The organism is Nocardia sp. GP40, assembly GCF_050434125.1.
GTDB lineage: Bacteria > Actinomycetota > Actinomycetes > Mycobacteriales > Mycobacteriaceae > Nocardia > Nocardia albiluteola.
This window is the reverse complement of record NZ_JBNPVW010000031.1, coordinates 13,510-33,920: the sequence shown is the minus strand read 5'-3', so window position 1 is coordinate 33,920 and position 20,411 is coordinate 13,510. Positions and strand designations below refer to the sequence as shown.

The following is a 20,411-nucleotide window of genomic DNA, read 5'->3' as shown; positions in this document are numbered from 1 at the left end:
ATCCCCATCCGCGAACGCACCCACACCGACACACCCGCCAACGAGAACACCGACACGGAGGGCGAACATTGCCAACTGCGTTGGGGGCGTAATCACACCGCCCTGGGGCGAGCCCTGTTCAGTCGGTGCGAATTGCCCGTCCTGCATCACACCGGCGGTCAGCCAGCCCTCGATCAGCTCCCTCGCAGGGAACGAGCCGATACTCTCGAGAAGCTGGCGGTGGCCGATGTTGTCGAACGCGGCCGTCAGATCGGCATCGAGTATCCATACCCGTTGGGCACGTGGCCCTTTCAAGGTCAGATACAGACTGCCGATCGCATCGGCACAGCTGCGGCCGGGCCGGAACCCATACGATCGGGGCTCGAACCGGGCCTCCCATTCGGGCTCCAGTGCGTTACGGACCCGCGCCTGATGGCACCTGTCCATGATCACCGGAATACCGAGCGGCCGCCGTTTGCCGCCTGCCTTCGGGATGAACACCCGCCGGACAGGCACCGGTTCCCACGACGATCGTGAACGATGCACCCGCACCGCCACGTCCGTGCGAGCTTCGGCGGAAAGCGCTGTCTCTCCGTCGATTCCGGCCGTGCGGCGTCCTGCGTTGCGCTGGGTCACCTGCCGGACACTCAGCAGAGTGTTCGACCACGAGCCCAGCATCAGTTTCTGCAAGGACCGGACCTGAGCCCAGTCCTGGTTCCGTGTCGCCTGAAAGATCCTGCGCCGCAACCTCGCTACGTTCTGCTGATGGACACGCCAGTCGATGACGTCCCACTTCGGCGCAGCGACGTCCTCGGGTCCGTTCACCGTGATGGTGTCCAACTTGCCCCTTTGGTTCGCGATGTTCCTGGCCACCAGCACTTTCAAGGCTCACCAGCCCACGTCAGCGCTCTTTCGAGCCCAGCCACAAAGAGCCGGTATCCGACCGGTTCCCCCCAGCCACCGCCGGAGCAGCGGTCATCGGCTGCGAGTCCCGCTGCCTTTCGGCCATCGGCATTCGCTTCTTGGGCATCCTGTTCCTGCCGGAGGCTTCCGCCCCTCTCACGATCGGCCTACCGGTACTCGAAAGCCCGGACCCCGACAGGGTTTCCGTGTTCCACGCGCATGAGATCCGACCGGGTTGGGTGCCCTCTTCACCCCGGGACCAGCGGTGTTCACGCGACCGGCCGTGCTTTACCGGTCGCCGCTTGCCGCCACTTCCAGCGGCACGGTCCTGCACCAGGTGTTCTTCCCGCCTACCTGGAGTTAGTTTGTCGAGGCATCAATGAGGATTCACTGGCGTTCACCCGTCCGATCTTCCCCTGGCCCGGTTGCTCCCGCGGACGGAACGCAGGCCCTTGGGCTTCTTCCTCGAGCTTCGCACCCCGACAAGCAGGACCTGCCGGCGCACGTCGAAGCGGGGATCGACCTCGAACACTGGTCGAGAGCTACCCGTCTGGCACAGCCAGCCTCCTATCGAGAAGCCCACCCACAACACGCGACATCACGTCGCACAACACGAGCACTACTACCGGCACACCTACGCCACGAAAGCCGAACTCGTTGTCTCGGTTGACAAGTGGATGAACTTCTACAACACTACCCGGCGGCATTCCTCGATCGGGAACCAAAGCCCCAACGCTTTCGAGCGGTCACTTCGAACCGCTGCCGCCTGAAATCTGTAAGCCCCTTGTCCACCATTCGGGGTGAACCTCAAGGTGGCGAGCAGATCGACAAGATTCCAAATTCTTGCTGGGTCGCTGGGAGCGCGTTGCTAGACGTAACGGCCCCTCGGTACGCAGGATTGGGTTCACAACGCTGCATCGACGATACCGAGCCATAGATAGTCGCGGGCGCGGGTAACCGCAACCAGCTGTCGGTGTGCGGCGAGGTCGTCGGCGTCATGTTGGGCACCTATCCTGCGCGTCGGGCGCTCACCTGGAAGGACCGGCCGGAAGACGGCCGGGAACTCCAGTCCTTTTGCACGCTGGACGGTGCCGATCTTGACCGCGTCGACATAGCTACCGTCGTAATCGTCGAGCAATTGTGTGGGAATGGTTGCGGCCTTGAGTATGCGCAGGAACCGGTTGGCCTCGGTGTTGGTGCGGGTGATGACCGCTACGTGCGCATTGTGTGCACCGAGCGCGCGGATCGCGGCGACGAGTGCAGCATCGACCTGATCGTTGGAGCCTTGCCATTCGTCGACGTGTCCCCCGTCGAGGACGCTACGGGCATCGCGCAGTGTGACTCCGGTTGCGCCGTCGAGGTCGTCGACGGTGTTTCGGGCGTCGATACCCTTGGCGTAGGCAAGGATCGCGGCACGATTGCGGTAGTTGATGTCCAGAACTTCGCCGCGGTTGCGGATATCGAAGCCGGCATCCGAGAGCCGCCATCCGCCCGGGTAGACCTGTTGCTGTCCATCGCCGACGAAAAGTAGTGAATTCGGTGTGCTGTCGGCAATCTGTCCGACCAGTCGCAGGCCCATTAGCGTGACGTCCTGAACTTCGTCGACAGTCACCATCGCATACGGTCGGTCGAGTGGGGCGCGACGGAGCTCGGCGAGGGCCTCGGTGATCAGATCGTTCGAGTCATAGATTTCTCGCTCGCGACGGATCTTTTCGTAGTCTTCGAACAGCTGCCACACCAAGGGACGCTGGTCTTCTCGGCGAAGCGCCAAGCCTTCGCGGCCGGTGCGAACCAAGGTTTCGTATTCGTTGTAATGGGTGATGCCGCGGCCCTTGATGACTCGATCGATTTCGTCGGCCCAGTAGTCGAGGTTGGGTTCGATTTGGGCCAGGGGCCCGTCTTCGGCGCTTTGATGAGCCCAGGCCAGGGACAGTGCAGTCCTGGCCCGTTTCGGTTCCATCCGCACTGGTTTGCCGCGACTTCGCAGGAACTGGCTGGCCCATGCGTGCAGCCCAATGAACTCCACGCGGTCGATTACTTCGGGGGCAAGGCGCGCGAAGGACGTCCGATGATAGGTCGGGAGGGTGCGTACGAAACTGGTCAACAAGAGCGGGCCAGTGCTTTCCCGCGCGATGCGAGCCAGCCGGTGTAACGCGACTACAGTCTTGCCGGTGCCGGCTGGACCGCTGATTCGTGCCGGGCCGTTGTAGTTGCGTCGCACCAGTGCTGCCTGGTCCGGGTCCAGAAACGACAGCCATGTCGGCAGCGGTTCTACCAGCGCCCGCTCACGCTGATCGGCGATTGTGTCGGCTTCTTCGAACAACCCCTCTGCTGCCGCTGCGATGTTCGTTGCTGTTCCAGCAACCTGAAGGAGTCGGTACTCGCGGGACTTCTCTGCCACGCCCTTCGCTACTTGCTCGGCGTCGCGACGTTCGAGCACGCGTCCGGTGAAGAACGCACGCCGGAGCTTGCGTTCATCGGCCACCACCACCCGGTTGTCGATGCGTCCCAGATCGGTATCCACCGGCACGATCAGCGCAACACGTACTGTGTTGGCCACGAATACGTTCGACCCTATCGCAAGGCCGTCGAGCAGTCGTTGCGCTCGGTTCCTGACCGAATCAATCGCCTGTCGAGCGGGTGCGGTCGTCGTGAACATCAGCGCAAAGGCGCCGCTGCGGGTTACCAGCAAGGCGTGTGCTCTTCCGGCTGGTACGTCGGCGATGGGCTCGCGCAGCAGCAGGTGCGCATCGCGTTCCATCAGCATTGCCGCGAACACGTTTCGATATCCAGACGGCAGTCCTCGTATGGTATCGAGGGCGGCGTAAACGCTCTGACGCCGCGCGTCCTGGGCATGGTCCGATCCGCGACTCATTGCTCCCCCTTCTCCCTCACTGGCCCCCTGATGAGGAATGCCGTACGGCAGCCTACTGGCAATCATGAGATTTCGTTCGGCAATCGCGTTACCCGACAACAGGATTCGAATGTTCTTGCATCTGTTCGCACCACTGTTCGTGCATCAAGCCGGGGTCCTGTACAAATCATGGCTGCTACCAGCGGAATTCGACCTTTGCTGTGCACAATGTGTTGTGCTGCAGGATAATTAGCTTTCTCGGGTTGCGGCCCGCGGCGTAGGGCAGATCGGATCACGCTCGGGGACTGTCGGAATGGAGGTTCGGTGATGGGGTTTGTAGGATCCTCCACTCGCGTCGGCCCATGCCGGATCGAGCGGGTCGAGTATGTCCGACCCGTCGACACGAGCCAGTCGTGGCGTCGGGTCTATCTCGCCACGGACGAGTTGCCGATCAACCACATAGATTTGTGCTTCCGTGCCGGGTACCACCGGCGTCCCGTCGCTGGCAATCGCGCTGGCAAATTTACGCATTGCCTGGAATGGCCGACGCTGCTGCCGACGCAGCTCAAGGAGCTGATCGATCTCCTTACCGAGGTTCTGGTGCTGCCAACCGCGGACAGCGGGCTCAACGGTGCAGTTGCATTGGACTGGTACAAGATTGTCGACGCCGATAAACCCTCGATGCAGTGGGAAAACACCGAAGTCGGCCAGCTGGTACATGAAGCGAAGTACTACCTCAATGATGCCACCAAGCAGCGGTTGGCACGGGCGGCTCTGCTTCGGCGTCTGTCCGATGCGGTCCAACGCCACCCGGCCCTGAACTCTGTGCCGTACATGGTTTCCGTACCCGGTCACACGAGTGACGGGATGAGCACCGCAGAGCAGATCGCTGCCGATCTCGCCCAGCGAACGGACAAGATCCTCGTCCGCATGGAAGGCCGACCGCGTCCAGAACGTAAGGGCGAGCAGCGTGCAAGACTGACTGGCACCTTCACCTCGCCGATGACGTTGAATGCGCCATGCGTCATCGTCGACGATGTATACCGAAGCGGTGAGACCCTACGAGAGGCGGCCAGGGCAGCCCGAGCTGCCGGCGCCGGTCGGGTGTACGGATTGGTCGCTGCCAAGACGCGGAGGAGCTAGGTTCGAGTGACGACCGATACCACACTGAGGGCCCTCGTGGCATTCCAGCAGTTCCGCACGCCAGCCAAGGTGACACGTGCGCTTCTCGACCCAAATCCCGCGAGCCTGCGGCAGGTCTGGCGCGAGATGGACCGGTCGACGCGTATGGAGCTTGGGCGGCAGTCCGATGCTCTAACGGAGCGTGGTGTCGTTGCTATCAGCGCCGATGATCAGCGGTTTCCCCGGTCCCTAGTGATCAACGGCCGTCCGATCGCCCCTGTGCTGTTCTGTCTCGGTCCAATCGAACTACTCACAACACCAGGCGTGGGAATCTGCGGATCACGGAAGGCAACACCGTTCGGCCTCAACACGGCCCGGGTGTGCGGGCACGAAATCAGCGCTCACGCCATGACAACCATCTCGGGATACGCCAAAGGAGTCGATACCGAGTCCCACCTCGGCGCACTCGAGCGATCCGGCTCGACGGTCCTGGTACTAGCCGAAGGCATCGATCACTTCCGCATCAAGCGCGACGTGAGTCAGCAATTCGCGCCCGATCGTGTCCTTGCCGTTTCGCAGTTCCATCCTCGGCAGCCATGGGCGGCGCACGCAGCTATGACCCGTAACCACCTAATTTTCAATCTCGGCATGGCGCTTGTAGTCATCGAAGCCGGAGAACGCGGGGGAACCCTCGCCGCCGGTCAGGAGGCACTCAAGCGAGGTCAACACGTTCTCGTGCTCGATCTAGGCGAGCACCCCTCTCCCGGCAACAAGATCCTCCTGCATGAAGGCGCCCAAGCCGTCTCATCGCGCGAGGCACTTCGAGACGCACTTAGTGCGATCAAGAACCAACGGGCGAATAGGCCCGAACAAGGCGAGCTCCTGTAGTCATTTCTTCACCCATACCCGCTGGCTGTATGGCCGAAAGCGAGCTCCCACAACAAGGTTCCCACCGTCGAGGACGCGTACACATATCGAGCACTACTGACAGCCGCCGCTGTGCGAGAGATCGACATCCGAGAGATCGATATCGTCGGTGCTGTCCCCGCCAGCACATCCCCTCGATCAGCTTCGCGGAGGTCCTCAAAAGCCAGCTCGAACTCGAAGATCACGGAGCCCGCAGTGTCGAGGACTTCGGTCACCTCGTACTGCCGCGCCCGCGATCTGGCACGTTCGCATCACCGGCACACCAGCCACTCGGTCACTGATCGCTTACGGACCATTGACCAGGTTCGGACTTACTCGTCTGGGCGACCTCTGCCCCGGCGGGCCTCCACATATAGGAAGGCACCTTAGTCGAGCGGTGCGTCAGAGGTTCTACACATGATCATCAGCACTGCATCCTCCTGCCATATGTGTTCTGGCACAAGCTATCCCATCAGAGCGCGGTGATCCTCCGGTACCTCTAGGCTCGTGGTCATGTTGAACGAGGTGGCACATGTTCTGAGCGGGATCGGCGTCCTGCTGTTCGGCGGAGGAGCTGGAATCTCTGGAGTGTATTGGAATTACCGCAAGTGGCTCGAGGACCAGTACAAGCGAATCGCGGAGCTGCAGGCCGAGGCCCACGGCGAAAGGCTGTCGGGCATCAGGCAAACGATTGGACGGCTGATCGAAGGCGGCGACCTGAGCAGGCAGGGCAACTGTCTGGACGACGACCAGAATCACGGGTTCTTCGAGGTATTGCGGTACTTTCAGCGGGCATACGCCCTCTATATGAGTTTCCCCTGGTGGGCGGGTCCGCGCCGGTTTCTCTTGCGGGCGATCGAACCCGAAATCCGCATCTATCACGGATATCTGGATGGGTCCGCGGACTGGAAGGACAAACGGGAAGAGCCATTCAACTGTCAGCAGTCACGCAGTGGTCTCGATGCCTTGTACAAGGCCTTGTCGCGCGCACCCGAGCCTCGTCGTGGGTAAGGGTCATCCCGATCACGACCTGCGGGAGATCCTCGTGGGAGTTCACGACTTGCCGGTGTCAGCGGCATCCCCTCTCCGACATAGCATTCTGCAAGATTGATGCTGAAGGGGCGATGCCAGTCTCTTCCTGGGGCAGCAGTCGTCCGAGTTCCCAATCGGACGGCCAGGGTCGGCTAAGCTCCAGTTGCTCAACGGATTTCCGATGGTAGTCCTGGTGTGGGCGGTCCGGGCTCCACCCGTCAAGGTAGGGGCATATATCGTCGGGGCCGGGCTCGATGTCGAAAGCGACGTGGCCAAGGGATGCTGGACCGGCTGTGGGATCGAGTCGATCCGCAAGTGCACGCCCGCCGGCGCACCATTCACGAAGGTTCGCTGCCAGATCCTGATCCCCCTTCTGGTGCGCGCTGCTGGCAGGGTCGTCGAGGATGCGGCAAATGTCGCGTAGGTCCTGTGCGTCGCGCCACGCCCGCACCGCGGCAATCAGTGTGCGGCGCCGCACCATGGCCTGAGCTTGTGGCCGGGCAGTCGCTACCGCTAATTCCCACTGCCGTCGTTCCTCGGCCTGCTTGCGATCCATTTCCGCAATTTGCGCCAGTTGCTGGCGATGAGCTTCCTCGGCTCGACGTTCGGCTTCGTTGGAGCTGGCCTTGACTTCTGTGACGATCCGGCGAATACGTCGTTCCAACGGAACACGTTTCTCGTCCTCCCAGGTGTTGGGGCTTCCCATGTTCAGGTGCGCGCCGATCTTCAGTCGCAGTTTCCCGGTGGGTTTGGCTGGGGCGTATGAGGAGCTGATCCCCCACCGGTCGGCGGGCCGGCCGAGCGGGTTGAGGTGCTCCTCGCTGAGGTCCAATTCCCATTGGACGCCGCCGATGCGGTAACCCATCTTGGCCTGCTTCTGGTTCAGCCGTGCGGGGTTCTTACCCATCTACCCATCATGTATGGCCCTGTCCTCCTCAGCTGGCGATTCCGGACAACGCGCATGGGAACAGAAACTCTTCGACACGGCGATCGTCAAGACTATCGTTGAGATGGACAGCCGAAACGGCATACCGAGTAGCCTCGTCCGACACGAATCTCAAACAACCCAGGGCCGCCGAAATACGTTGGTGCGCAAACGATGTCAAACCAACACTCACGCAGCAGCACACTCGGCACAGATGCTGCCGCATTCTCGTACGACGCTCTCGAAGCCGCGGCAGAAGCCGTTGAAAGAGGGCGGCAGCACAGATCGTCCGCTCGACACTATCCAGCTCCGGTTGTGCAAGTATCTCGACGAGTTCAAAGCTGCCCGCGCCGCTGAAGGAAAGTGCAGGGGCAAACCCGCTGCGCCGCAAGCCCTCGCGAAGTGAGCAGGCCCCGCCCGGTATCCCAGACAGCGGGGCCAACTCGGCACTGGCGAACCCGGTGTCACCGGTCATCGGGAGTAGGGGCGTCCAATTCGATCTGGCTACTGTCCTGAGTGACGTTGTGAAAAGCCGGGTATCCGGTGGTGCGCCGAGGCAGGTTGGGGTAGAGGAGGTCTTGGATCTGGGGGTCGAAGTGGTCGAACGCTGCCTCGTTGTAAGGCTGCTCGGCGCTGGTGTGGTGGGTGATCCGCGGGCCGCGTTCGGGGAGATCGGCCAGCCGAAGCCGCTCGGTGACAGCGTCGTCGCCGTCGTTTGTCCACAATGCCCACACCGGTCCTGCCGGGCCGTCGGGGTGGGTCAGGTCGCGACAGGTGGTCGCGATCACCAGGCCGGGGCTATAGCTGCCGAACACGCGGCTCAGCGCGGCCCGCAACCCGATCTCGCGGCGAGCCGAATGCACCGAGAACAACAGGACACCGAACTTGTCGGTCGGGAAGCGTTGATAGTCGACGAGTTTGGACGTCACAGTCTTCAACGACTCTGTGCCGGTGTCGTACTCGAGGAAGAAGCGGACAGAACGGCCGTCGTGTTCCCAGCGGCTGTAGCCGTCCGGATGGAGTTGGTCCGCGCCGGAGGCGATGGTCCAGAACATCTCGACGCACTGCCGCTCCGACCACCACTGCGTCAACCCCTGCACCGAATCCGGGGCGGCGGGATCGTGGTGGCGAGTGGGGTTGCGGTGGGCCGCCAGGGCGCAGAAGAAACCGTTCACACCCAGGCGGTGTGTGAGCATCGGCGAGCACGCCAGCCGCTCCAAACCCAGGGCGCACTTGGCCGGGGCGGGTGGAGTCTGCGCGCGCTGGGCCGCGATCAGGCGTGCGCCGGGATATCCGAGTGCGTGCCGTGTTTGGGTGGTGCCGCCGCCGTAGGTGGTGCCGCCGCCGTAGAGGGATTCGCGGAAGGCGAACAGCATGCCCATCTCGCGCAGTTTGCGCAGCCGATCCTGCGCGCGCCGGACCGAGGCGAACTCCAGCGACGCGATCTGCTCGGTAGTGAACGCCTTGTGCTCGGCAAGCAGTGCTAGAAGGCGACGGTCACGATCGAGCAGACGAAACCACGCACCCGCGTCCGGATGACCGCCACGCCGCACGCTACGCCCGCCGCGCCGCCCCACGGGGGAATATGTATGACTATTGATATTCATTCTGGATTCCGTCCCCTTGCCTCGAATACGTGCCTCAACTGCCCGAATGTGCCTGTCGCGCTCGGCGTTTGGGGTGGCGGCTATAGGACGCCGAGCACCCGCCGACCCATCCGCGCCACCACCCGCCGACCCATCCGCCGCCGTGGTGTCGTCACAGCCGGTCATCGGGCATCACCACCGACCGGCTGCCGGGCATCTCCCGCGCGGAGCCAAAGGTCGGGCCCGTCGAGGTCCACCGCGCAGTGCGTCTGCTGGCCTGCCACGTCCGCCACCGGTCGGCCCGCCGTCTTCCATCGCCTCAGCACCCGGCGTCCGTAGTTGTTCGTGCCAGCAATCCGATCCAGCTCCGCGCCAGTCGGTATCCGCCCCCTCGACCGCTCGCTCAGGTAGTACGCCCACATCCGCTGCTCCGCCGTCAGCTCGGCGGGTGAGCCAGCCCCTGCCGGGACCGGCGCGAGACGCAAGACCGGTACCGCCGATTCCGCGGTCTCGTCCGCCCCGCCAGTCTCGGTGGTGGTCTCGTCCACGGTCTCGGCGTGGTGCCGCTTCAGCGCACGGTTCAACAGTTCGACCGCCAGCAGCAACGCCAGCGGCGGGCACGCCGCCACCGCGACGCTGAACACGCTCAACACCGGTGCCGCCGCGATATTGGCACACAGCGACAGGCAGATCCCGAACACGAACGCCAACCACGCCGACCACCGACCGCCCGCACTCTCGTCGCGGCCGGTCTTCCACAACTCGACCGTCGCCAGGGTCAACAGCCCGTCCACGATCAACGGCCAGATGCCGGCCGTCGTGGCGTCCGCGCCGAACCGCAGCGCGAACTCCCGACCGTGCCGGTACGAGGCGTACGCCGCGCCGATCGCGACCACTGCGGTACACGCGCACTGGATCCACAGCGTCCGGTCACGGCGATCCGAAGTGGAGGTGCTCATCCCAGCGCACCTCCTGCCCGGTGCGCGTCCCTCACATGGCAGGAGGCACAAGCGAATACCTGCGAACCAGTGACCGATCGGCCGACCGGCACATGCGGAACGCGAATGCGGAGGTAGTCAGCTCCGCACACCACGCAGGCCAGCCCATCGGCCTGCAACGGGTTCAACCCGGTGATGATCTGCTCGGCGTTCACTGCACACCACCACCAGTGGAACGCCGACGCCGACGCCGAACAATGTCCACCGTGGCAGAAACCCGCAGTTCACGACGGATACGGTTACGTGCAGATCCTGTACGCGCCGCGCCGGGGGCACAAACCTGCAACACGTTTGCGCAGGTCAGCGGGGTACACCGGATGCGCACCCTCCTCCGTATCCCGAAACGCGCAGGTCAAGCGGTTGCCCTGGCACGAGTCCCCCAAAGAAACACAAAACATGGGCAACCAAGCCAGCAACCCGCCGAAATTCAGGACCGGCCGACCTCGGAGCAACCCGCCTGCCACCTCAACAGGGCGGCAATCGCTTTCGCCTGCGCCGCAGCGAGACGCTCACCTTCCACACCACCGACGTACCGAACCTCGTAAGACACGGTCAGCCCGTCGACCACCATTCCTCGCTGGACAGAGACCCCGAGCTGACCGCCGTCCGATACGGCCGACGCGTCCTCACCACCGCCGCCTCCGTCACCCGTCGAGGCCCGGCACACCGGCACGTCCGACTCGGGTACCGCCGTGCCGACAGGATCGGCCTCATTGCTCGCAGCCACCCGCGAAATTCTCGACCAGACCCCACGCCAACCCAGGCAGACACACGGACAACAGCCACCCTGACAGCGGTTCGGCCCTGCCGCAGCTGCGCAGCCACGCCAGCGAGTCCCTCGCCCCCGCTGCCGTGCTGCTCACCGCCCTTTCCGACCGCAGCATCCCGGTCGTCAACGGCGGCTACTACGAGTGCGAGCGGCCGGCCGTGCCCGCCTCCCAGGTCCGCAATTCCCGCGCCTGGTCACGGCTGTCGACGTGGACCAACGGGCTCACTCCTGCCGCCTGACCGACAGGATCCCCAGGTGCTCGATCGTCGAGCGCTACCCACCTGGGTCCTGTTCTCGGCCTGACATCCGTCGTGGCGTTCGCTCTGGTGGCACGTTTCGGGCCCGCCAGGTTCCGTGAGCGTTGGGCTCCATCGCCCTGACCGGTGGTCTTCGTCGGTCAGGGCCGTCGGCGCGTCCCGGGGCGGCGTCGCGTCCGGAGTGGTTGCGCTGGGTAGCGCCGTCAGGAACCCTGTCGAGTCGATATCGAGATACCCTGCGCGGCAACGGCATTCCAGCGCGATGATGCAGAACGCCGCTGTAGACAATGCCTCAGGTAGCCCGTCGCGGGCATGGCGGAATCCCCACGCGCGCAGGTAATTTCTACCGCATACCCCAGTCGGAGCGCAGTCGCGGGAACCAGTCGGTCTGGGCGACAGCTCCGTTGATGCTTGCTGCGCTCGGGTCGGCAGGCGAGCCGTGAACAGGTCGGCACGGTGCTGCTGCTCCGGTCACACCTCGATCTGGGCGCCCATGATGACAGTGCGGTCGCGAGGGAGGGCGAAGTAGTCGGCCGCGTCAGCGGTGATGTAGGAGGTGGCGATGAACAATCGCTTGCGCCACAGCGCCATCGACGGCTGGTCTCCGACTCGAAGCTCGATCTTGGACAGAAAATATGACGCCCGCTCCAGGTTCAACCGTCCCTCCGTGTCCTTCGGGTCGACAGTGGCCAGGGCGGCGGGGACGTCGGGGGTTTCCATGTAGCCGTAGCGGGCGGTGACGTGGGTGATGCCGTCATCCCCGTGACCGAGGTTGTCCACGGTGATCCGCTCGCCGGGCGGCACCCGCGGTACGGGGTCGGTCTGGATCGACACGACCACCACGTGCTCGTGGCGGACGTGGTTGTGCTCGACGTTGGCGCGCATGGCCAGTGGCGCGGTCTGGATGCCACGGTTGAGGAATACCGCCGTGCCGGGTACCTGGGTCGTCGGCGGCCGACCGGCGCTCATATCGTCGACGAACGCGCGCAGCGACCCCTCGCGGCGTTCGCGAGCGTCAGTGACGATCTGCCTCCCGCGCTGCCAGGTGGTCATGATGGTGAACGCGGTGAGGCCGATGAGCAGCGGCAGCCACGCGCCGTGCACGAGTTTGGTCATATTGGCCGCGACGAACAGCACATCGACGGTCAGCAAAGGGATCGCACCGAGGCCGATCAGCCACCACGGGGCGCGCCACCGGACGTGGGCGACGTAGCAGAACAACAAGGTGGTGATGGTGATCGTGCCGGTGACGGCCATGCCGAACGCGAACGCGAGGGCCGCGGAACTGCGGAACGCGAAGACCAACGTCAGCACCGACACCATGAGCAGCCAGTTGATCCACGGCACGTAGATCTGCCCGATCGAGGACTCGGAGGTGTGCGCGATCCGCAACCGCGGCAGGTAGCCGAGCTGGGCTGCCTGGGAGGCGACCGAATAGGCACCGGTGATCACCGCTTGCGAGGCGATCACCGTCGCGGCCGTGGCCAGCAGCACCATCGCCAGTCGTGCCCACCCGGGGGCGAGGAGGAAGAACGGGCTCGAGATATTCGCGGGATCATCGAGGATCAGCGCGCCTTGGCCGAGGTAGCTGAGCGTGCAGGCGGGGAACACCAGGGCCAGCCAGCCGAGCGTGATGGAGCGGCGGCCGAAGTGGCCCATGTCCGCGTACAGGGCCTCGGCGCCGGTGACCGCGAGCACGATCGCGGCCAGGGCGAAGAACGCGATACCGAAGTGGCCGACCAGGAATCCGAGCGCATACGTCGGCAACAACGCTTTCAGAATCTGTGGGTGAGCGATGATGCCGGTGATCCCGCAGACTCCGATCACGGTGAACCAGCCGATCATCACCGGCCCGAACATCCGGCCCACCACGGCTGTTCCGCGCCGCTGCACCATGAACAAGACCACGATGATGACCGCGGTGATCGGGACGATCAGTTCCTTCAGCGACGGTTGCACGACCTTGAGCCCCTCCACCGCTGACAGCACCGATATCGCGGGAGTGATCATGCTGTCGCCGAAGAACAGTGACGCCCCGAAGATTCCGAGTGCCGCGAGGACGACTGCGACCCGCCGTCCTTGCGGAGCGCTCCAGCGGCGCAGCAGGGTGATCAGTGCCATGATGCCGCCCTCGCCGTCGTTGTCGGCGCGCATCGCCAGCAGCACGTAGGTGACGGTCACGATGGTCATCACCGACCAGAACACGAGCGACACCACCCCGTACACGTTGTCCGTGCTCACTGGTACCGGGTGCGGGTCGCTGGGGTCGAAGACCGTTTGCAGGGTGTAGATAGGGCTGGTCCCGATATCACCGAACACCACACCGAGCGCGCCGACCACCACTGCCGGGCGCAGCGAGTCACGCACCCCGGCACCGGGGTCCGCTATCGCCGGCGGTGTGGATGCGGTCGGGTTCGGGGGCACGGCGATCCTCCTCCGCGCGAGCTGCTTCCGGGGAACTCGCGCCTTGTGTGCCGGGACGATACCGCGCTCGCCGGCGAATTCTCGCGCAGTCAGGAATCAGCGGTCGCTCTACCTGCGCTGCGCACCATAACGATAACGACTGCGCCGACGCCGGCGTGGTCGGCATGGCGCTCGCCTCCCGCGCTGCCCCGACCGCACAGGCCGCTGCGGGGGCCGCGCCGGAACCCGCAGTGCGGCAGAACATCGAGTCGGCACCCAGCCTGGCGGCCCGACCCCACCGGCCGCGGGGGCTCAGCGCGCGACAGTAGGTGTTCGTACCGCGCCGCTGGGTCTCGGCCGGGCCAGCTTTGTGTAGCTTCCCCAGATGGTGACCGACGGTGGACTCCGCCCAGCCGCGATGTACTGAAACGGCCCGTGACAGGATTATTTCCGGCGGAATCGCCGACGTGGTGCCCGCCGTGGGCGTGAGTTTTCCCGGCGTCCGCTGTTCAGCACCCAGACGGTCAGCGCGAGCAGAACCAGCAGAAAGATCGCCGAGCCGATCCACGCTTCGGTGGTGGTGTAGGTGGGCCTGTGGCCGGTAGCCGGCACGGACGCAATGACTCCGGCCAGTATCGAACTCGATCCCGCGATGAGCGACATCGTCCCTCTCCCAGCGTGTCCGGTGCTGCGGCCGATGACTCGTACTGTGGCGGCACTGCCAATCATGCCACGGGGTGCGATGGCAAGGCCGGTGGTGACTCCACGACCGCGTCGCCACCACCGGTGGCCCCGCAAGAGTCAGCCGCGCCCGAGCTGAATCGCCTTGACCACCAGCAGGACCGCACCGACGACCAGGTAACCGCGCAGCGCGATCATGCCCGGTTTCGTCCCGGCCGACCAGGTCACAGGTTCGAGCAGGGCTGCGTGTCTGGTGTGGCAGCAGGACCGTCTACACCGCCTCCTTGGGCGGTCACGACCACCTCTGATCCACCTGACCCGCGCTCGGTCGCGCGCGGCCCCGGCGACCGAGCGCACCCAGCTCACAGCTGTAGTAGTGCTGCAGTGCAGCAATGATTTTCAGGAAGCGAGGGAACGGCGATGGCCTTCTTCTCGAACGGTCCGACACCCGGCAACGACACGACCACGGCCACAGCGGCCCGAACGGACGGCGCACCCGCCGCACTGGACACCGCCCACGTCGGCGACATCGTCGGTGCGCTGGGCACCATCGGCCGCCACGACAGCACCGAGGGACGCAGCCGCGGGCAGCGCCTGCGCATGCTGCTCGCGATCATGGGCCCCGGCCTGATCGTAATGGTCGGTGACAACGACGCCGGCGGTGCGGCGACCTACTCTCAAGCCGGCCAGAACTACGGCATGGCCCTGGTATGGACGCTGGCCCTGCTGATCCCGGTGCTTTACGTCAACCAGGAGATGGTGGTCCGCCTCGGTGCGGTCGCCGGAGTCGGGCACGCCCGGCTCATCCTCGCGCGCTTCGGCAAGTTCTGGGGCGCCTTCAGCGTCGGTGATCTCTTCATCGTCAACGCGCTCACAATCGTCACCGAATTCATCGGTGTCTCCATGGCTTTGAGCTACTTCGGGCTGCCCAAGGCAGTCTCGGTGCCGCTGGCCGCGGTGCTGTTGTTCGGTGTGGTCTCCAGCGGCTCGTTCTGCCGCTGGGAGCGGTTCCTGTTCGCGCTCATCGCGATCAACATCGTGATCTTCCCGCTCGTGTTCATGGTCCACCCCAGCGCCGGTGACACCGCGAAGGGCCTGATCCCCACCTTCCCGGGCGGGCTGAACGCCACCCTGCTGCTGCTCATCGTCTCGATCGTCGGCACCACCGTCGCGCCCTGGCAGCTGTTCTTCCAGCAGTCCAACATCGTCGACAAGCGCATCACCCCGCGCTGGATCCGCTACGAGCGTGCCGACCTGTGGATCGGCATCGCCGTGGTTATGGCCGGTGCTGTCGCGATCATGGCGGCCGCCACCTTCGGTCTCGCGGGAACCGACGCCATCGGCAACTCCACCTCCGCCGGCGATGTCGCGCAGGGACTCTCAGACCACATGGGCAAGACCGTCGGCGCGCTCTTCGCGATCCTGCTGCTCGATGCCTCCCTGATCGGGGCGAACGCGGTCGGCCTGGCCACCACCTACACACTCGGCGACACCCTGGGCAAGCGGCACTCGCTGCACTGGAAGATCACCGAGGCGCCACTGTTCTACGCCGGGTACGCCCTGCTGCTCGCGCTCGCGGCCGCCGTCTCGTTCAGCCCCGACCACGTGCTGGGCCTGCTGCCCCAGGGCGTGCAGGCGCTGGCCGGCATCCTGCTGCCGTCGGCCACGGTGTTCCTGGTCCTGCTCTGCAACGACAAGGCGGTGCTCGGACCGTGGGTCAACACCGTGCGGCAGAACATCGTCGCCGGGGTGATCGTATGGTCGCTGGTGCTGCTCTCGCTGGCCCTCACCGCTGCGGTGTTCTTCCCGGACCTGACCGCCGGCGCCATCGAGATCGGGTTCGGCGTCGGAGCCGGCGTAGGACTCCTCGGTGGGGCGGGTATCTTCCTGGGCCACCGCCGCGGCCTGTGCAAGCAGACCGAACAGACCGCCCAGGACCTGGGCGGATTGATCCCCGACCAGGTCGAGGAACTCGAGTACACCCTCACTCGGGCCGAGCGCAAGGCGATGCTCGAATACGACCGGGACACCTGGCGCACCCCGGCGCTGGACACGCTCGAACGCCCGGTGTTCTCGTCGCTGCGGATGGCCGGAATGATCGCGCTCCGCGGCTACCTGCTGGTCGCGGTGCTGCTGGTAGGTGTCAAGATCGCCCAGTCGATCATCGGCTGGTTCGGTCCGAACACGGCTGTGGTGGTAAGGGTTCCGGCCCTCACCACCACGCCGGACGAAATCGCTGACCACGCCGTGAAGGGTCGGTCGACAGAATCCGTGGTAGATGGATCCGTCTCCGACACAGCGGGATTCAGTCAGGCACTCATTCAGAGCGGGCCGCTGTGACGGCTAGATCTGATACCCACCCACGATGGCCAGGCGTTTTCCGGTTGCCCATGTCTTACGTGTCCTGCCGAGCACCGGTACCTGCAACTCTCGATGAAACTTGTACCGCGACAATCGAATTCAATGACAGGACCTGCGGGGCGTAGGCCGAGCCAGGACCCGGTGTTCACTTCGACACAGACCCCGAAGTCCTTCGCGCCGAGTGACTGCTACCGATCACCTCACCGTCGTGGAGCGCAACGAAGTTGAGAGTCCACGCCGTGACCCGCCACTGCCATTGCAGCACCGATCGCGCTCGTTCTTCCGGTCCCACATCCGCCCACGCGGCTGTGAACGTTTGCACCGCCGGGTCATACACCCTCAGCGCCACTCCATCGCCTCGGCCTTGTCCCTGACCTGGATGACGGTGTAGCCGCCCACGACCTCCTTGGTGAACAGGCCGTTGGTGTAGCGCACCTCGCCGTCGGCCAGTGAGGCCCGGGCGGTGGGGGTCAGCTCGGCCGTGTCCAGCACCCCCCTGGCCTCCCTGTCCGGAACTTCTTCTCGTCTGTGTGGGGCACGATAGTGTCAGATCGACGATGGTGTGTGATGCACAGTATAGTGTTGTGTATGGAGCCGGACGAACTGGTACTGAGCCAGGCACAAGAACTGCGCCGCGGCACGGTGGTACTCGCCTGCCTGACCCTGCTCAAGCAACCGCAGTACGGCTACGCGCTGCTGGAAACCCTCAACGACGCCGGGGTCTCGGTGGACGGCAACACGCTGTACCCACTGCTGCGGCGCCTGGAGAAGCAGGGCCTGTTGGCCAGTGAGTGGAACACCGACGAATCCCGCCCCCGCAAGTTCTACAAGACCAGCCCCGAGGGACTGACGGTGTGCGCCGGACTGGTGCGCGAATGGCAGGCCCTCGTCACCTCGATGTCCGAACTGACCAAGGAAACGCCATGAGTACCCCGTCTTTGACCGAACGCTACGTCTACGAGGTGGTCCGCCGCATCCCGGCCGACCAGCGCACCGACGTCGCCGACGAACTGCGCGCCACCATCGCCGACACCGTCGAGGCCCGCGAGGGCGCCGACCCCGACGCCGTCGAACGCGAGGTGATCAACGAGATGGGCGATCCGATCCGGCTCGCGGCCCGATACGCCGACCGGCCGCTGTCCCTGATCGGCCCCGATCTCTACCCCGTCTATATCCGGCTGATCACGATGCTGCTGACCATCGTGCTGCCGATCGTGGTCGCGGTCGTGATGGTCACCAAGGCGATCGAGACCGAAGACATCGGCAAGGCCATCGGGGCCGGAATCGGCTCGATACTGACCGTCGGCGGCCAGATGATCGCCTGGCCGACGGTGATCTTCGCACTGATCGACCGCTCCCGCGATCGGGACCGGATGCTGGCCGACGCCAAGACCTGGACCGTCGACAACCTGCCCGACCGCAACCTCGAGAAGCGCAACGGCTTCGGCGACGCCATTCCCACGATCGTCTACAACGCCTTCCTGATCGTGGCGCTGCTGTGGAACTTCAGCTGGGTGCCCGACTTCGGCAACCGCGTCCACGTCCTGGACCAATCGCTGTGGACCTTCTGGCTGTGGCCCATCGTGGCGGGTCTGGCCGCGATCATCCTGACCGAGATCGCCCGTATCGCCAAGGGGCGCTGGACGATGCCGCTGGCCTGCTGGCACGCCGCCGCGCAGCTGCTGTTCGCGGTGCCGACGCTGTGGATCCTGTCGCAGCACCGGTTCTTCAGCGGCGAGTTCCTGACCGCGATCAAGAGCGGCTCCAATGTCGACCTGCTGTACAACGCGGTCGCGATCGGCGTGGTCCTGGTGACCGCGTACGAGGTCATCAAACGGTTCCTCGACGCGAGCGCGGCACGCATCTCGGCCTGACCCAACCCACCCCGACACCCAAGAGCGTTCGCACGCTCTTGGGTGTCAGCCGTCGTATTCGATGCATCTCAACCGAACCGGCGCAGCACCGCCTGGCCGGTCGCTTCTCGGTGCGGCGAGCACGGGTGGGACTGAAGTTTCCGTGCGGAACCGGCCGAACCTGCCGGTGACACCGCGAGCGCTGTTCGCGGTGTCACCACCAGGGATCGGGTCAGCCGAAGATCTCGGTGAGGGCAGGTGCCAGGGCTGAGCCCTTGATCATATGGTCCTGGCCCGGGAGGACTCGGTGGAAGGCACCCGGAATCGCAGCGGCCAGTGCCGAATTGCCGTTACGCATCCAGGCTGGGCTCTTACCGCCGACCAGCACGGTGACCGGCACCGTCACATCGGCATAGCGGCCCACCGGGATCGGCTGCCCGTCGAGCGCGTCGCCCATCGTCAGAGCATCGTTGACCAGGGTGTGGCCGGCGCGCTTCAGCTTCGACCAGACCGGCAGGAGCGGGAAGAGCAGCACCAGCGGGGCAGGCATACCGACCAGGCGCATGAAACGCCGCACGGCCGCACCGGGATTGCCGGCCGCTACCGAGGCACGCTGCTGGTCGAGGTAGTCGGCCGGCGCTGGATCGCGGCTGTCGTCGACGATGAGCGGGAATTCGTAGAGGGCGGCATCGACGATGTCGGACCCACGCTGGATTGCCGAAAGGGCCAGCGGGCAGCCCGAGGACAAGGCCACCACATGCACCGGCTCCCCGGCCGCTGCGATCACGGCCTGCAGGTCCTCGACCTCGCGGCCGGTGTCGACGACCGCGGAGTCCCCGCTCTCACCCCGGCCCCGCCGGTCGTAGGCGAACACGGTGTACCGGTCGGCCAGGGCGGCCGCGATGGACCGGGCGGGGCCCATCTCGCGGTGGCAGAGGGCGCCGTCCACCACGACAACCGCGGGCCCGGAGCCGCTGCGCTCGTAAGCGATCCGGGTGCCGTCGGAGGAAGTGACGAACGCGATGGTGTCGGTGATCGTGGTAGTCATGGTTGGTGTTTCCTTGCGGTAGAGGTTCTGCCACTGGAGACGGGAATCTCCGGCGGAATTCATCGGTCTGCGGAGTAAGCCGGCAGATTCACGCATTGACGCGGTAGTGGAGGCGCACTACGCCGGTGTCGAAGGTCGTGGAGTGCTGGAGGGTCATGTCCACCCGCTTGCCCTGTTCGGGGAACAGGCGGGTGCCGGTGCCCAGCACGACGGGGAACACCATCAGGTCCAGATCGTCGATCAGGCCGGCTGCCAGGAGGGTCCGGACGATCGAGATGCTGCCGGAGACATTGATGTTGCGGCCCGGGAGCGACTTGAGCTCGGTCAGGCGTTCCGCCAGATCGTCGTCGATCACTTCGCTGTTGGCCCACTCCGCGGCCGCGAGGGTGGTGGAGGCGACGAGTTTGCGGATGCCGTTGAAGGTCTCGGCCATCGGCCCGGACTGGGTCTGCCAGTGACCGGCGAATTCCTCGTAGGTCCTGCGGCCCAGCAGTAGGGTGTCGGCCTCGGCGAGCATGCCGCCGACGGCCTCGATGGTCTCGTCGTTCATGTTCGGGAAGGTCCACTGCTCGGGGGCGCCGACAACGCCATCCGCGGAGATGAAGAGTCCGGCCACGATCCTGCGCTGCGTCACGTCGAAAGTCCTTTGCTCGAATTGGCGGTGACGACACCCACTTTCGGTGAGCTCGGATCACCGAACAAGCACACTTCCGGCTATCGTCGTTGCGCCGGAG

17 protein-coding genes and 1 pseudogene are annotated in these 20,411 nt (G+C 65.0%); 8 read left to right on the top strand and 10 right to left on the bottom strand.

Translation table 11 applies throughout. From position 1 onward, the window contains the following. The coding region (locus ABH933_RS44455) for a reverse transcriptase N-terminal domain-containing protein (protein ID WP_429429023.1) at positions 1 to 858 on the bottom strand (858 nt) is incomplete at its 3' end. 449 nt (positions 859 to 1,307) lie between these two features. On the opposite strand from ABH933_RS44455, the gene ABH933_RS44450 reads away from it, so the two are divergent. Beyond that, entirely contained in the window at positions 1,308 to 1,652 is a 345-nt protein-coding gene (locus tag ABH933_RS44450) for an IS3 family transposase (RefSeq protein ID WP_429429018.1), read from the top strand. 134 nt (positions 1,653 to 1,786) lie between these two features. Here ABH933_RS44450 and ABH933_RS44445 read toward each other — a convergent pair whose 3' ends face one another. Beyond that, positions 1,787 to 3,757 (bottom strand): UvrD-helicase domain-containing protein, encoded by a 1,971-nt coding sequence (locus ABH933_RS44445; RefSeq protein WP_429429016.1) that lies wholly within the window; start codon positions 3,755 to 3,757, stop codon positions 1,787 to 1,789. Positions 3,758 to 4,060: 303 nt separating this feature from the next. On the opposite strand from ABH933_RS44445, the gene ABH933_RS44440 reads away from it, so the two are divergent. From ABH933_RS44440 to ABH933_RS44430, 3 genes are all read left to right on the top strand, one after another. After that, entirely contained in the window at positions 4,061 to 4,879 is an 819-nt protein-coding gene (locus ABH933_RS44440) for a hypothetical protein (protein ID WP_429429014.1), read from the top strand. 6 nt (positions 4,880 to 4,885) lie between these two features. After that, positions 4,886 to 5,746: a DNA-processing protein DprA gene (locus ABH933_RS44435; protein WP_429429012.1), complete on the top strand. Its 861-nt coding sequence runs from the start codon at positions 4,886 to 4,888 to the stop codon at positions 5,744 to 5,746. 531 nt (positions 5,747 to 6,277) lie between these two features. Next, complete coding sequence (locus ABH933_RS44430) at positions 6,278 to 6,775, top strand: hypothetical protein (protein WP_429429010.1); 498 nt, start codon at positions 6,278 to 6,280, stop codon at positions 6,773 to 6,775. A gap of 58 nt (positions 6,776 to 6,833) precedes the next feature. On the opposite strand, the gene ABH933_RS44425 is transcribed toward ABH933_RS44430, so the two are convergent. Beyond that, complete coding sequence (locus ABH933_RS44425; protein WP_429429009.1) at positions 6,834 to 7,703, bottom strand: hypothetical protein; 870 nt, start codon at positions 7,701 to 7,703, stop codon at positions 6,834 to 6,836. 13 nt (positions 7,704 to 7,716) lie between these two features. Between ABH933_RS44425 and ABH933_RS44420 the strand changes: the two genes are divergently transcribed. Then, positions 7,717 to 8,127 carry a hypothetical protein gene (locus ABH933_RS44420; RefSeq protein WP_429429007.1) on the top strand — a complete coding sequence of 137 codons (411 nt, stop codon included), beginning with the start codon at positions 7,717 to 7,719 and terminating at the stop codon, positions 8,125 to 8,127. 58 nt (positions 8,128 to 8,185) lie between these two features. Here the strand turns inward: ABH933_RS44420 and ABH933_RS44415 are convergent, their stop codons facing one another. From ABH933_RS44415 to ABH933_RS44400, 4 genes are all read right to left on the bottom strand, one after another. After that, positions 8,186 to 9,328: a replication-relaxation family protein gene (locus ABH933_RS44415; protein ID WP_429429005.1), complete on the bottom strand. Its 1,143-nt coding sequence runs from the start codon at positions 9,326 to 9,328 to the stop codon at positions 8,186 to 8,188. 161 nt (positions 9,329 to 9,489) lie between these two features. Then, positions 9,490 to 10,266, bottom strand: coding sequence for a DUF2637 domain-containing protein (locus ABH933_RS44410; RefSeq protein ID WP_429429003.1), 777 nt, complete (start codon positions 10,264 to 10,266; stop codon positions 9,490 to 9,492). Between the two features lie 466 nt (positions 10,267 to 10,732). Next, positions 10,733 to 11,032 (bottom strand): hypothetical protein, encoded by a 300-nt coding sequence (locus ABH933_RS44405; RefSeq protein WP_429429001.1) that lies wholly within the window; start codon positions 11,030 to 11,032, stop codon positions 10,733 to 10,735. A 770-nt stretch (positions 11,033 to 11,802) separates the two neighbouring features. After that, entirely contained in the window at positions 11,803 to 13,698 is a 1,896-nt protein-coding gene (locus tag ABH933_RS44400) for a potassium transporter Kup (RefSeq protein ID WP_429429022.1), read from the bottom strand. Positions 13,699 to 14,835: 1,137 nt separating this feature from the next. Between ABH933_RS44400 and ABH933_RS44395 the strand changes: the two are divergent. Then, a pseudogene (locus tag ABH933_RS44395) lies at positions 14,836 to 16,584 on the top strand (NRAMP family divalent metal transporter); the annotation flags it as partial. 531 nt (positions 16,585 to 17,115) lie between these two features. On the opposite strand, the gene ABH933_RS44390 reads toward ABH933_RS44395, so the two are convergent. After that, positions 17,116 to 17,268 carry a hypothetical protein gene (locus tag ABH933_RS44390; RefSeq protein WP_429428999.1) on the bottom strand — a complete coding sequence of 51 codons (153 nt, stop codon included), beginning with the start codon at positions 17,266 to 17,268 and terminating at the stop codon, positions 17,116 to 17,118. 96 nt (positions 17,269 to 17,364) lie between these two features. On the opposite strand from ABH933_RS44390, the gene ABH933_RS44385 reads away from it, so the two are divergent. Together ABH933_RS44385 and ABH933_RS44380 are read left to right on the top strand one after the other, a co-directional pair. Then, positions 17,365 to 17,703 carry a PadR family transcriptional regulator gene (locus tag ABH933_RS44385; RefSeq protein WP_429428997.1) on the top strand — a complete coding sequence of 113 codons (339 nt, stop codon included), beginning with the start codon at positions 17,365 to 17,367 and terminating at the stop codon, positions 17,701 to 17,703. Then, positions 17,700 to 18,650 carry an HAAS signaling domain-containing protein gene (locus ABH933_RS44380; RefSeq protein WP_429428995.1) on the top strand — a complete coding sequence of 317 codons (951 nt, stop codon included), beginning with the start codon at positions 17,700 to 17,702 and terminating at the stop codon, positions 18,648 to 18,650. Before ABH933_RS44385 ends, ABH933_RS44380 begins: the two co-directional genes overlap by 4 nt. Positions 18,651 to 18,861: 211 nt before the next feature. Here ABH933_RS44380 and ABH933_RS44375 read toward each other — a convergent pair whose 3' ends face one another. Then, positions 18,862 to 19,677, bottom strand: coding sequence for an alpha/beta fold hydrolase (locus ABH933_RS44375; RefSeq protein WP_429428993.1), 816 nt, complete (start codon positions 19,675 to 19,677; stop codon positions 18,862 to 18,864). An 88-nt stretch (positions 19,678 to 19,765) separates the two neighbouring features. Continuing rightward, complete coding sequence (locus ABH933_RS44370; RefSeq protein WP_429428991.1) at positions 19,766 to 20,311, bottom strand: dihydrofolate reductase family protein; 546 nt, start codon at positions 20,309 to 20,311, stop codon at positions 19,766 to 19,768. Between the last annotated feature and the right edge of the window lie 100 nt (positions 20,312 to 20,411).